Origin of the sequence: uncultured Imperialibacter sp. (assembly GCF_963974565.1) — a bacterium.
GTDB lineage: Bacteria > Bacteroidota > Bacteroidia > Cytophagales > Cyclobacteriaceae > Imperialibacter > Imperialibacter roseus.
On sequence record NZ_CAXBCJ010000034.1, the window covers coordinates 17,181 to 31,207 of the forward strand.

Annotated in this window: 7 protein-coding genes; 4 read left to right on the plus strand and 3 right to left on the minus strand. The window is 45.4% G+C overall.

Features of this window, described 5'->3' with window-relative positions; translation table 11 throughout:
• The first annotated feature begins 197 nt into the window (after positions 1–197).
• The 3 genes from AAC052_RS27120 (at position 198) to AAC052_RS27130 (ending at position 2,895) form a co-directional block, all read left to right on the plus strand.
• Positions 198–1,022 (plus strand): prohibitin family protein, encoded by an 825-nt coding sequence (locus AAC052_RS27120; RefSeq protein ID WP_317491469.1) that lies wholly within the window; start codon positions 198–200, stop codon positions 1,020–1,022.
• Between the two features lie 78 nt (positions 1,023–1,100).
• The gene (locus AAC052_RS27125; protein ID WP_317491468.1) at positions 1,101–2,387 is read left to right on the plus strand and encodes a citrate synthase; all 1,287 of its coding nucleotides are present in this window, start codon (positions 1,101–1,103) and stop codon (positions 2,385–2,387) included.
• 97 nt (positions 2,388–2,484) lie between these two features.
• On the plus strand, positions 2,485–2,895 hold the full coding sequence (locus tag AAC052_RS27130; RefSeq protein ID WP_317491467.1) for a response regulator: 411 nt from the start codon (positions 2,485–2,487) through the stop codon (positions 2,893–2,895).
• On the opposite strand, the gene AAC052_RS27135 is transcribed toward AAC052_RS27130, so the two are convergent.
• Together AAC052_RS27135 and AAC052_RS27140 are read right to left on the minus strand one after the other, a co-directional pair.
• Positions 2,892–3,401, minus strand: a complete 510-nt coding sequence (locus AAC052_RS27135) for a rhomboid family intramembrane serine protease (protein ID WP_317491466.1) — start codon at positions 3,399–3,401, stop codon at positions 2,892–2,894. The two genes, AAC052_RS27130 and AAC052_RS27135, sit on opposite strands and share 4 nt — an antisense overlap.
• 94 nt (positions 3,402–3,495) lie before the next feature.
• Positions 3,496–3,963: a hypothetical protein gene (locus AAC052_RS27140; protein ID WP_317491465.1), complete on the minus strand. Its 468-nt coding sequence runs from the start codon at positions 3,961–3,963 to the stop codon at positions 3,496–3,498.
• Positions 3,964–4,120: 157 nt separating this feature from the next.
• Between AAC052_RS27140 and AAC052_RS27145 the strand changes: the two genes are divergently transcribed.
• Entirely contained in the window at positions 4,121–4,468 is a 348-nt protein-coding gene (locus AAC052_RS27145) for an Hpt domain-containing protein (protein WP_339816257.1), read from the plus strand.
• A gap of 77 nt (positions 4,469–4,545) precedes the next feature.
• On the opposite strand, the gene AAC052_RS27150 is transcribed toward AAC052_RS27145, so the two are convergent.
• The gene (locus tag AAC052_RS27150) at positions 4,546–13,983 is read right to left on the minus strand and encodes a T9SS type A sorting domain-containing protein (protein WP_339816258.1); all 9,438 of its coding nucleotides are present in this window, start codon (positions 13,981–13,983) and stop codon (positions 4,546–4,548) included.
• Positions 13,984–14,027 lie beyond the last annotated feature (44 nt).

Below are 14,027 nucleotides of genomic sequence, written 5' to 3' on the forward strand. Positions count from 1 at the left end.
AATTCAACCGAGGTTTGACATTATGAAAGAGTGCCTCAAGCAAGCGCATTTTTCAGTTTATCCAGAATGATCTTTTACGGTTACTCAAATTATTTGAAGCAAACAGAATTTTATTGTAATAAAACGTGTATTGATATATAGTTGCCTACCTTTCGGTAAAATTCATCAAGCATAACATTTAAAGAGTATCACAAACCATGGAAAATCGTCGTTTTGTCCCCGTCATCGTTGTCTTACTTATCGCAGTCATTCTTCTCATCTATCTTTCATCCAGTATTTTTTATACAATACGCCCTGGAGAAAGAGCAGTTCTTTTCTACAAGTTTGGAAAAGGAATGGACAAGGAAAACATTCAAATGCCCGGATTCCACGTGAAAGCACCCTACAATGAGCTGTTCGTATATGACGTAACCGAAAATCAAGTGGAGGAAACACTCGATGTGCTTGACAGAAACGGTTTGTCTATCAGCGTCGATGTCTCAGTGAGGTTTCACCCAATGTTCGACAAGATTGGCTACATACAAGAGACTTTCCAACAAGACTATGTGAACAGGCTGGTTGTGCCGGAGGTGCGGTCTACCGTTCGTCAGGTAATGGGCAGGTTCTCGGCCGAAGAAATATACTCAACCAAAAGGCCTGAGGTTGAAGGCGCTATTAAAAGTGAAACAGAAGCGGTATTAGGTGCTGAAGGAAACTACATTCAAATGAGAGCACTTCTTATCCGGTCGATCAAACTGCCGGAGCAAATAGGGCTCGCCATTGAAAATAAACTAAAACAAGAGCAGGAGGCACTTGCCTATCAGTTCAGACTCGACAGAGAAAAAAGTGAGGCAGAGCGTAAGCGTATCGGTGCAGAAGGTGAGGCCGCCGCTAACAAAATTATCAACAGTAGTTTGACCGACGAACTGCTCAAGATGAGAGGCATTGAAGCCACTCAGCAATTAGCCAACTCGCCTAACGCAAAAATTGTAGTTATTGGCAGCGCAAAAGACGGACTCCCTCTTATTTTGGGAAATAATTGATCTTTCCTGATCCAATAATTTTACATATTTTAGGGCAGTATTATTTATCGTTAGTAACATATAAATTTATTCGAATCAATGTCTAAAGTTGCTGAAATACATTACGACGGCCAGGTTTACGAAATGCCTGTGATTGAGGGTTCAGAAAATGAAAAAGCAATCGACATTAGTAGCCTCAGAGCAAAAAGCGGATTGATCACCATTGATCAGGGCTTCAAAAACACGGGCTCTACTACGTCAGCCATCACTTTTCTCGATGGAGAATTGGGCATTCTAAGATACCGTGGTTATCCAATTGAGGAACTTGCCGAAAAATCGACCTTCCTCGAAGTGGCCTACCTGCTTATTTACGGAGAGCTACCTAAAAAGGACACGTTCGAGAGTTTCAAAAAGGACGTCACGCACCATACGCTTGTGCATGAGGACATCAAGAAAATACTGGAAGGGTTTCCAAGCAATGCCCACCCAATGGGCGTACTCTCTTCGTTGGTTTGCTCGCTTACCGCTTTTTACCCAGAGTCTCTTGACCCAAACAGGTCGTGGGACAAAGTGAATCTTGGCATCATCAGGCTGATCGCCAAAATGCCAACTTTTGCCGCCTGGGCATATAAAAACGAAATGGGGCATCCTGTCATCTACCCTGACAATAACCTCGACTACTGCGGCAACTTCCTGAAGATGATGTTTGCTCTTCCGGCAGATCAATACGAAGCTGACCCGGTAGTTGCCAGCGCTTTGGACAAACTGCTCATCCTCCATGCGGATCATGAACAAAACTGCTCCACATCAACTGTTCGAATTGTAGGCTCGTCTCAGGCAAGTCTCTACTCTTCAGTGTCTGCAGGGATCAATGCATTGTGGGGCCCGCTCCATGGTGGTGCCAATCAGGCGGTTATCGAAATGCTGGAAGCCATTAAAGAAGATGGTGGCAACAGTAAAAAGTGGTTGGAAAAAGCGAAGGACAAAGATGATCCTTTCCGTTTGATGGGATTTGGCCACAGAGTATACAAGAACTTTGACCCAAGAGCGAAAATTATCAAGAAAGCTGCCGACGACGTTTTGGCGAAAATGGGTGTGAATGATCCCGTGCTTGATATTGCCAAAGAGTTGGAAGAAGCTGCATTGAAAGACCCTTATTTCGTAGAAAGAAAGCTCTACCCCAACGTAGATTTCTATAGCGGTATCATTTACAGAGCCATTGGCATACCTACAGAAATGTTCACTGTGATGTTTGCGCTGGGAAGGCTTCCGGGCTGGATTGCCCAATGGAAGGAAATGAGAGCCAATAGTGAGCCTATCGGCAGACCAAGACAGGTGTATGTAGGCGAGGTAGAAAGAAACTACGTCCCAATTAGTAAAAGATAAGATTGTTTTTCATCAAAATAACTTAGCCCTGTCTTGCGATAGGGCTTTTTTTTAGCCAATTTGTTCTGAACACTGAGCCAGTAATAATCGACCTGGGATGGCAGCTAAAAAATTTCATGTTTTCATTGTAGACGATGATCCATCTTTTCGTTTCATAACAAAAAAATTGTGTGAGAAGGAACCCTCGATTGGCCGGATAGAAGACTTCGAGGATATTTACGATGCCTTAAGGCAAATCATGCTGCACAAAAAAAGTGCGGAGAATTTGCCGGACGTAATCCTTCTTGACTTGAACTTTCCAACACTAAATGGCTGGGAGTTTCTGGAAGGTTTCGTAGACCTTCAGGTGTCTCTGGCTAAAAAAATACCTGTGTTTGTTATCAGCTCCTCACTTCTGAATTCCGACAGAGCAAGAGCAAAGGAAATCGATATTGTAAAAGGTTTTTTTTCTAAGCCAATCACCCTTGAGCAGGTGACCTCAATCATGCAGTCGCTTGACCACGTTTAGGACGAGGAAACTGATCTTTCTTTCGATAAAGTAAACGCCGTCGTCACACCCACAATAGCACCCATCAGGTGCGACTCCCAACTCACACCAGGCTGCGAAGGGAAAATCCCATAGATGATACCGCCGTACAAAGCGACCACCACTATGGAAATGAACATAGATCGAAAATCTTTTCGGAAAATGCCGAAAGAAATAAGAAAGAAAGCCAACCCATAGATAAGGCCGCTAGCGCCAATATGGTAGAAAGACCTGCCAAACAACCAGACAAATATCCCCGTGAAAAGGTAACACTGGAGAAATACCCGAGTGGCAATCTTGTCATAAAAATAATAGAGAGCCCCTCCCAAAAAAAGCAAAGGAAGCGTATTGGATGTGATGTGCATCCAGCTGCCGTGGATCATCGGGCCGGTAAGTATGCCAATTAATCCGTGGAGAGTTCTTGGGTAAATGCCTAGAAAACCAAGGTCAATCGACAGATAGTTCTCCACGGCGAAGAAAGCCCACATCAAGAAGACAAGCCTAAGGGGCGGGAGAATGTATTTTCCGTTAAGCATAAAAAAACCCAGGGACTGCCTGGGCTGTTCATTGTAAAATAGATTTTTACTTCTTTGCCGGGTCGTTGATCATCGTCAACTCCATCAGTTTGGCCTCCTCATAACTAACTGACAAATACCCTAGAATGCCACCAGACGATTCCGCAATCTTCTTGGCAATATCCTTCAGACTGGCATAAAACTCTGTAGAGAAAGTTTTATTTAGTTTAGGCAGAATGAGGTTCAGCTTTTTCAGTTCTCTGTTGATGGCCGGTCCCCTCTCGGCTGCTTTATGAGGCAACTCTTCTATCATGGTCATGAAATCGTTCTCAAACCTCTCTCCTACTGCCTTATAGTAGCCAAGCAGCGACTCCCTGGCCTTTTGCTGCTTCACCTTAGCCAGTTGAATAGCTTTCTGGATTTCTGATTTGTCAATATTATCGTCTGCGCCGGCAATAAGCACCGATACATAGGCAGGCGCCTTCAGCAAAATTTCTACTTCATCGTCACGAAGCTTCTCAAATTCAGGTATCATTAGATATCGTTTGTTGAAATGAATGTCTTATGCGAAAATATCAAAAATTGCGTTACTGAAAGCGATGAGTCATCACTTTTACGAACAAACATTTAAACCTCACTGTATTTCTAATGTTTTAGTTAAATTTAAAGACTTGGAAAGCTAAAAAGAAAACATGGCCAACATAATAGATTTATCTTATTTGGAAAAAGTTTGCGAAGGAGATACTGAATTCATGAAAGAAATGATCGAGGCATTTATCGAGACTATTCCAGAGAATTTGACTGAAATGCAAAGTGCTCACGATGCTGCTGACTGGCCTCTGCTGGCACGAATCGTCCATAAAATGAAGCCGTCCATCGCATTTATGGGCATAGAGGAGCTAAAAGCTAATGTGCTTGAGCTGGAAGCGCTGGCCAAAGAAGGGAAAAAGCCTGCCGAAACAAAGGTACTTCTCAACAAAGTAGATGGAACCACCACTCAAGCCATTGCTGAATTGAGCGAGCTGCTAAAGACGTTCTAGCAACCCTATTGTATGTAAAGCAAAAAAGGCTGTGCTTCATGGAAGCACAGCCTTTTTTGTGACTGGATCGCTACGGATCAATGAATAATCAACAGCTTCTTGGGCTCAAACATCGCATTCTCGTTGCTGATGATCACAAAGTACATGCCACTGGGCACAGACCTTGTATCTAGTGTTACCCCTTCACTCCCCTTCTGCACTCTGCCATTGGAAATTATAGCTCCCGCCTGATCAATCAGCCTCCATTCAAAGTCATTGTTCAGCTGACTATCAAACCTCACACCCACTTCTGTATTAGCCGGGTTTGGGTAAAGGGCGTAGGAAGAAGCTATTTCGCCAGGAAGATCGACGCCGGTTTCGGTAGCCTGTTTGCCTTTGATGTCAAGGCTGGCAGCCTGATAAATCAGCTTAGTGTCGTTGCTCTGAATAAACGCCACTACCTTCAAATGATCGGGATCCTTTACAAGCTTTCCACTAATTTCCCAGGTGTACGGGAAGGTCAGCACTGTTTCCGTGCTCAGACCGGCAAACCCACTGATGATCTCGCCATTACCATTAGGTAGTAGCTTTCGCATTACGCTTTGGTATGGTTTGCCCTGAAACTCAAGAGAATCTTCTACGATGGCTACATACAAGCGATGCTCGCCACTTGATGGTACAGTTCCATTTGTAGAAATCTTTCTACTTACCTTAACATTGAACGACAGCTGAGTGTCGCCGGCACTAAGTTGTTCGATCGATATACTTGCCAATGGATCCCGAAGCGACGACCTCGACAACTCCAGATCACTAAAAGGTCTTCCGCTAGCACCTGCCGCACGATAGGTTTCTTCCGACACGTTGCCTGAAAGAATTGAGGTGGGCACATCGGTGATACCATAAAAAAGAACCCTTGATCCGGCATCGGCCTTGTTAAGCTGATTAAACGGATCACTGCCCTCTCCTCCTTTGAATTCAGTATGATAGGCTATCGGAATAATGTCATTGTTGTTATTGGCAAGAACCGCCAGTTCATTCTGAAATTGCGTGTCCACGTTATTGCTCAACGAATTAGTTGTTGAGCTGAATTTCTCGAGCAATACCTGCTTGGTTCGGTTGCCGATCCAGAAATTATCGAACGCAAAGCCTTCTTCAGTAAAGCCCGCTTCTGTCCCATCTTTTGTAGCATTAGACGCCAGTGCAAACCGGAAAATAACTTGCTTTCTATCGCCCGGAATCAAATCCAGTTTCTGTCGGGCCGAAGCGTAAGTAAAGTCCACCTGGCCAGCCTTCAGGCTCTTTCCAGCCCAGCCAACTCTGTTGCTTGAACTGCTGAAAAAATCCTGGCTTCCCGGATCAGAAGAGATGCCGTCAATTGTATACCAGTTCTCTCCGGTCGATTGAGCTTCTTCGGCTTCATAGCTTCCAAGCACCTGCCAGGTATCTCCATTGTTAATCGAGTATTGAAATACGACGCCGTCTTTCCTGTCCTCAGTTAGGAACATTCTATCGAAGCTGACCATTGGGCGTGTAAGTGCTGAAAGATCAAAAGCAGGGGACATCACCCAGGCAGTCTGGTTGATTTGATAGACACCTCCGGCTTTTGTAAACATCGCTCTCTGCCCCACACTGGCGGAGTTGAGCTTTTGGCCACCGCTAGTGCCAGTTTCCCAGTCGTTAGGACGAGGGGCTTTTGAAAACTTATCGGCAGTAGGCGTAAACAGAAATGTATTATCCACCCACCAGCCATCAGTTCCAGCCTCAAAGCTGTGGGGAGTGAAATTTTCGCCAACGCTAACAAGCGGCAAAATATGAACCAACCTCTCGGTAGTAGCAACACACTCGTTCACAGAAACCATTGTCAGCCTCACAGTGTAGTCACCCTCTCCCGGGAAAGTAAAGCCTCCGTACTCAGCGTCAAAATAGGCCCGAGCAAAATCATTGCTATTCTGCGTATCGGGATTGCTACTCCTCTCCAAGATCAAAACGTTCTCGCTAGCTGTTATCCACTCAAGCTTCATGTATTTCAAAAACTGATCGGGCAATATTCGGTTGTCAAAGGAGAAAATAGTTGGGCTACCCGCAACTATATGCCTCCAGGCAATGTATGGGTCGGGCGAGCTACCAATATTTCTGAGTACCTGCACGGAGTTAACTGCGCCATTAACACCTGTTACTTTGGCTTTGAAGAAATAGTTGCCTGGCGCAGGTTTTTCAGTATAAATGAAATTTGCCCCGGTACCTATGACAGTTTCTACAGCGTTGGCGGCATCTCCCTTAATCGTCCATTCTACTGAGCTAACGCCACCCAACGCTTCAGCGTTGGGAACATTGGCAGTTAAGTCGATGTCGAAGGACGAACACCCCCCAGTCACCACCAAATCAATCTGAGGAATCGGCTGCACGGTGACTGTTTTTGTAATCTCATTGTAGCAGCCATTTGTACCAGAAGAGCCGTAAGTTATCGGATAACTGGTATTAGCTCCATAGAGATCTCCGCCTCTCGCAGCCAAAGGAGCAAATACTGCTGTGGTGAGACTTGTAGTGGTAGTACCAGTGCCTGTAAATGTACCATTGCTTTGGTTACCGGTAAACCGGATTACCTGGCTTTCCGATACGTCTACTACCAAGTTACTATTCTCGTCATCAAAAGAAATTGTGCTGGAAAAGTCAACCACTGTCAAAGGTTTCACCCGAACCACCCTTTGGAGAGAGTCGACACAACCATTGCTATTTGTCAACGTGTAGGTAACCGTAAACTCGGGATTTTCAGCGGCAGGCAGCTCCTGAGGATCCGTAAGGCCTACTGCCAATAAAGGATCAAAGGTGGCTGTTCCGTCACCGTTGTCGGTAATGCCGGCTCCTTTAAAGGATCCGGTCAGCGCTCCCGCCAAAGAACCAACAAGGTTAAATGGCCCGTTGTCCACACAAATGGCATAAGTACTTGGAATGGGTGTCTTGTCATCATCGTCAAAGGTCATTGTGACCACTGGCAAGGAGTTAATCACTACATCTACCTTCGTCGCAGCACTTTGACACCCTTGCCCAGTAACTTCAGATGTCACGTAATACGTATATGTTCCGGCTTTCTTCGCATCAAATGTTGGATTCAGGCTTGGTACGACATCATTGTTAACCGACGTCGTAGTTGTCAAAAGGTTATTTAAGTTCACATCACTAAACCACCGATAAGTAAATATCGAATTTATGTTAGCATCTATCTGAAGATTGCCTATTTCCTCTCCTATACAATAAGTGTACACATCATTAGTTCCTGTTGTATGAGGCACACCCGCTATTGGAGCATGATAAAAAGTAAAGAACTCTACGCTACTTTCACAACCAGCAAAAACATCGTCTCTAATGGTTTGAGTAACCTTAAAATTGTAGACTGCACCTGACGGAGGGTAATTTACTACTGACGGCGTAAAACTGCTGTTGGTTGCCGTCAACGGAATATTCCTGTCGACATCCCAGAACTGCACAGTCGCACCAGGAAACCTGTTCGCAATACTGAAAGATGGTACAACGGCATCCCCTTCACACATAGCATAACGTGGATTAGTACCATCCGAAACGTTTGCCATTATTGGCTCCGGTGGGATAGGTACCACGGTCACCGAAATCCTCCTCCTGTTACTCTCACAACCAACAAAAGGCGGGCTTATCCCATTATCGACATTCACCACTTGGGTCACATAGAACACGGACGTTTGCTCCAATACCTGATTGGCTGGCGCATTGTCAATCCCCAAATTGGCTGCACTGGCTGACGGCCCCTGAAAAATTGGTGTTGCACTTGGATTATCCAGAGGATCGACGTTATACCAGTTGAAGGTGGCACCACCTGCTCCATTCATTGTAATATTGTTTATAGTGGCTCCATTACAATAATAATAGTCATTGGTACCACTTGCGTCAGTTGGAGTTCCAGGGGTTCCGTACAGAGTAACTTTCAAAGCCACTAAATTACCTTCACAACCCAAATGTTTCCCATCACCTCTTATATTGGTGGTTTGGCTTATGAGGAAATATCTTTCTGAGGGGGGGGAACCGATCAAGAAAAGGTCGCTCGCATTGGCGGTTTTGCGTTCAGTATCCGGGCCAGAAAGTGCCATTGGACTAGAAACCGCCTTTACAATAGCTGTTCCGCCTCCATTCAAAGCGGCTTGATACCAACTGTATCTTCTGGTCTCACCTGCACCAGTAAATGCAGTAAATGCATCGCTCACCTGAAACTCTACACTCGTAGTAACATCTTCTATACAGTACTTAAATTCATACACCGGAACTCCTCCAATATTGCCAGCGGGCAAAACGGGGCCATGGCCCGCATTTACATTATCGACTATAGTCGGAACGCCTGCTTCGGGATAAACAGTAATTGTTAATTTTGTTGGTGGCCCCTCGCACCCTGCGAATGATGTAGCAGCATTCTGATCCTGCAACTTAGTTACCCACACATAGGTGAATCCATTATTGGCTGGATTGAAGCCTGCGCCTACCAAATCAGCATTTGTAATAACATTAGTGGCTGAAGCAAACTTAACGTCATGTCCCCCAAGCTCTGCGACCTGATCCCCATCGTCGATGTACCATTGATAAGCCACGCCAGTTTCTGCTGGGGCAGAAATATTCCCCACAGCATCGTTCTGACAAGTGTAAAACGCAGTTTCCGTTAACGAAGGTGCCGTTGGTGACTGAACGATTCTAACCTCCACCTTTCTGGCGACGGACGTACAACCTGCAAACTCGCTCAGATAATCAGACTGGGTTACATAGAAGTCATATATACCTGGAGTATTGGTATCAATCAACAAGTCTGAAGCAGATGCAACGTCGTTCAGTCCTCCTGCAGCTCCAGGGTCAATAAAACCCGTGAAATCTGAATTGGCATACCAAGAAAACTTGCTATTTGAGGGGTTACTGGAGTCTAGTGTCGCTGCATCAAGGGTTACACTATTTACGGTTTTGCCCTGACAGTATTCTATTACATAACTACTTCCTACTAATGTGGCACTCTGAACAGTTGGTGCAGCAGGTTCATGGTAAAGATTTATCGTCACTGTTCTGAAATCACCCTCACAAGCCTGAAAAATATCCTGATAGGTTTGAGTGACATGAAATTTAATGGTTTTTCGCCTAAGCGTTGGGTTCACCTGAGCTGAAAGATTACTGAGACCAACGCCTGCAAAGTTGTTCAAAATTCCCGTCGTATTTTGCTCTATTGCATTCCCTGGAACACCTGACGCATCATCATAAAAAGTGTAGTTAACCGGCACAGCAAAATCGGGACTATTGAAATCAAAAACCCCAGCTGTTAGCACTTGATCGCTACAATAGCTATAGGTATAGACACCGGAAGATAGAATTGGCGCAACAGCCTCCCGATAAAGGGTAAAATTTCGCACAGCTGTAGCCGGACAATCCCATTCAGGGTTGGGGTCACTGGCAGCGGATGTCACCACTTCTAGGCGGTAAGTAGCCTTGGGCAAAGTTCCCAACCCAATGTTGACAACTTGCCCCCCCATGCTTGATCCATTATTTGCAAGAGCGTGCATATCAATACTGGAGCCATTAAAATACTGGACTGTATTACCAGCCGTTATATTGGTTAACTTGTAATTAGTCCATGAAGTAATATTAGTTCCCGTGTAACCAGCATTGGTGATTTGCGCTTCGATATCATAAGTCGTACCCGCTTCTGCGCAATAAGTAGCGTTCAAATTAGCAATAGTCACGGTGGGTATTGGCCTCAAATACACGATTTGATAAGCGTCAAAATTGTAGTAATAAGGCACATTGACACCATCCCACGTATACCTAAAAATATAAAAATACTGGTCATTCGGGTGATCTATTTTGTATTGTGCCAAGTTGACTCTCCAGTTGGCTTTGTTGTCAACAGTGCCTGTCAAATTAGGAGACTGGGGGAAGCCAGGGAGGCCCAAATCTGGAACAGGCACATTGGTGTACCCATCATAAGAAGAATACAAGGCAAAACTGTAAAACCTGCGTCCGGCTCCAGTAACATCGCCATCAAATGCATCAAAATAAGGGGTATAGGATAAATCTCTACAATAGTCAGTAGGTATGTCATCAGCTGCCGACCCGTTATTATTCTCAGCAAATATGGACGTAAAATCACTTACAGTGAAGTTCCTTGTCTTGGTCACTGATTCAAGCGTAGTGGAATTTGTCAGCATGTAGTTAATTGGAAATGAACCTATTCCCGCCGTCTTTGGAATAAATTTCGTCTGTTTCGTTGAACCAACAGTGGTCTGGGCCCCAAGACCAGCACCTGAATACACGCCTGTATAGCCCGCTGGCAAGTCCGATGTTAATGTAATACCCGTATCGTCGTCGTCGGTGAAATAAGTGGTATTGTTACTCTGTCCAAATTTAGTTGCCGCAACTGTTACTTTCGTAGCACTACTCCGACAGCCAGAAACAGTCTGAGTGACCCAATAAGTGATGATTCCGCCGGGTGAATCAGGTATATTAGCTTTTGCATCGACATCGGTAAATCCCCAGCCATTGGCACCAGTCAATCCTGGCGCTGTGAGTCCGTCAAGTCCTGCCTTTTTTGCAGAAAGTGTACTGTTAGTGTACCATTCAACCCCAGCATTATTTCCAGTTATAGAAATGGGATTTGCATTTGCCGCTGGATCATAAGTATAACCCCCGTAAGTTTCTGTGTAATACTCAAATAAAGGAGTTGAAGCCACTGGTGCCCCAGGCTGAATACTCCCCACATCACCCAAATCAGTATCAACATCCAATCCCAAAATACTCGCAGAGCCTCCCAGGTTTGTAAGATCACCCGAACTAGTTGCCGTTAACATAGTGCCGACCTGAACACCAGCAATCGTCATTGTATTCGGGGACGACAAACTTCCCGCAGTCGCAGTGTAAGTGACTTTCAATACATTGGTGGCAGGAAAACTTACAGAGCCTGATAGCCCTGTGCCAGTTCCGTCAGTAAAAGTTGGAATGGCTGTGGTATTAAAAATGAAGCCGTTTGGCAACTTCACACTGAACACTTTGCTAGTCCCTGTTTGAATATCGCCGTTCTGGCTTTCCGCTATCGTGAACGACCCGGTGCTGTATCCCCCTCCCACACAAATCGCTGCTAGATTCAGGGGAGTAATCAAAACGCCAGTTGATATTAGCAGCTCATTGTTCGAAAGATCTGTCCCTACATTGCCTTGCGTGTCGGTACCCGTGACTGTCACGCTGTAAGTACCCTGCGTAAGTGTTGTTCCCGCACTGGCGAGATTCAGTGACCAACTACCACCACCAACAGTTACCTGCCCTGGCGAGGTGTACGGCCCATGAGAACCCGTACCACTTAAGCTAATAGATACCGAGGCGGCATTGTCATCGATGGTACCTGTGAGTATAGGTTGCGTATTAGTAGTAATCAGACTATTGACAGTGATAATTGGTGCCTGACTGTCAATAGTAACATTCAGCGTGCTGTTGGTGGCCGAATTAGTAGCAGCATCAGTAGCTGTAATTGGTATATTTCTCACACCATTGATTAGGAATTTTGCTGGAATAGGCACCTGATAACTATATACACCCACTCCCTGGTGGATCAATGGCTGCGCTGCTGACAAGGTGCTCAGCAGGTTCCTGAGGTCTGCCGTTACAGTCAACCCCGTCTCACCACTTAAGTTGGCAGTAATAGTGACGAACTCATCGGAGCTAAAAATGGAGGGAGAACCAATTGGCGTACTACCGCTTGCCGAGGGTGCTGGTGAAAAAACGGGGGCCTTTTGGTCGGCCAGTGTAATGACAATCTTTTGAGAGCCAGCCATCGCTGTTCCTGTCGCCGACGAGTAAATCTGAGATCCACTTAGCGGATATATTTCAAAAGTTTCATTGCCACTGGGCGTCCCAGTAAAACTTAGATTAAAACGAATCTGTGATTCTCCACCCGTCAAATTAGAGTTGTTTGTCTTCTTGATAGAAGTGACGCTAAATCCAGTAACACCCCCATCAGGATCATTGAACAAACGATAGTAGATTTCATCTCCTCCTCCATTCCCCAAATCCAGTGGTTGCGTAGTACCTGTGCTTGAATGCTGATCCACACCTTCTGAAAAGTTGACGATAACATAATCGTTAGATCCGGGCAAGGGCGCATGGGTGTATCCAGTGAAGGTAACAGCCGTTACCACACTCAGTGTATGATTGGTCGATTCCTGAGCAACCGCCAATTTGTTTCCCGCGCCGTCACCTACAGCATTCAATTTAGGTACGATCTTGACCTTTTCTACACCGGAAGTCGTACCTGTAACCTCAATAATGAATCGAACCTGTTCAGCAGGTGCTGACAGCCCTGCATCGGATAACAAATCTGTAATTAAAGCCAAACTCACACCCGTAGCGGTACCGCCGTTTGCATTAAAGATGACATCAAAATCGGCTGGATCCAAGCCACCACCAGGGCCGCTACCTGAAACCGGTTCAGAAAAGGTAGCCTCAATATAGGCGTTTCCTGAGGCAAGAGTTGTGGGCAAAGTAATCTTTGGTGAAACCCCGTCTGTAGTGGCCACAACTGTTCCCACGGCAAAGACGCCGTTCGTGTCGTTTACTTGACTGGCGTTGATGGTCAAATTGGGGGTTGCATCACTGTCTAAACTACCTTCATTAATTGATATAGTTACCAAGTTGCCTACCAAAGCTACGCCTGAGATGACATAACCTGCAACAGCAAAATCGTCATACGTCGGGCCGGTTATATCGATAGAAGCGACACCCAAATTCTCAGAAAATGTCACAAAAACTCTATCAATTTTGCCATCATTGTCATTGTCGCCAGTCACCGCAGAAACAACTGTAGGCGCAATTCCATCACTAACGTTAAAACCAGCTTTCGCTCCGTTATCAACACCGGCAGCATCCTCAACTGCGCTTACATTTATTGAAAGGGAGCCTGTCGATGAATAATTGGTTCCAGCAATTCCCGTAACTGTAAGATTAACCTTGGTTGGGTCAGCGTCGAGTGCAGCGTTTGTTACTCCCAGCCCAGTCACTCCGAAAAAAGTATTATCACCTAATAATACAAGACTTTCGCTGAATGTGACCTGAACATTGGTCAAAGTGGTAGCCTTAGCGCTTAAAATAACCGGACCGGCACCATCTACTATGGTGACAGCGTCATCTACAACCGCAGTGCTTGCATTGGCAACGCCATCGACCCAGGCACCTACCGGAACAGAACCAATTGCTGTTGCTCCGATCGTCGTATTTATTACGGCTTGGCCTGTAATACCTGAAATAGTAACTGTATTTGAGATCCCCATAGGATCTGAAAAAGAGGCACCACTTAAGTTTGCCGATTGCCCATCAGGCAACGTGATGGCACCAAAGTCTACTGCGACAGGTGCGTTTCCATCATCAGTATCAACGGGCTCATTGAAACTCAACTGAATTTCATCAATAAAACCATCAAAATCAGTATCTCTAACCAACAAGCTAGTTATAACTGGCCCGGTAACGTCTGCAGTAGTAACATCCAATTTCACAGGTGAAGCTTGTAAATTGGGTACACCATCCTCTCCCACCACAT

Bases quoted from the DNA above. Each gene is read 5' to 3' on its own strand.
- AAC052_RS27120 (WP_317491469.1), top strand. From the start codon at position 198: ATGGAAAATCGTCGTTTTGTCCCCGTCATCGTTGTCTTACTTATCGCA.
- AAC052_RS27125 (WP_317491468.1), top strand. From the start codon at position 1,101: ATGTCTAAAGTTGCTGAAATACATTACGACGGCCAGGTTTACGAAATG.
- AAC052_RS27130 (WP_317491467.1), top strand. From the start codon at position 2,485: ATGGCAGCTAAAAAATTTCATGTTTTCATTGTAGACGATGATCCATCT.
- AAC052_RS27135 (WP_317491466.1), bottom strand. From the start codon at position 3,401: ATGTGGGCTTTCTTCGCCGTGGAGAACTATCTGTCGATTGACCTTGGT.
- AAC052_RS27140 (WP_317491465.1), bottom strand. From the start codon at position 3,963: ATGATACCTGAATTTGAGAAGCTTCGTGACGATGAAGTAGAAATTTTG.
- AAC052_RS27145 (WP_339816257.1), top strand. From the start codon at position 4,121: ATGGCCAACATAATAGATTTATCTTATTTGGAAAAAGTTTGCGAAGGA.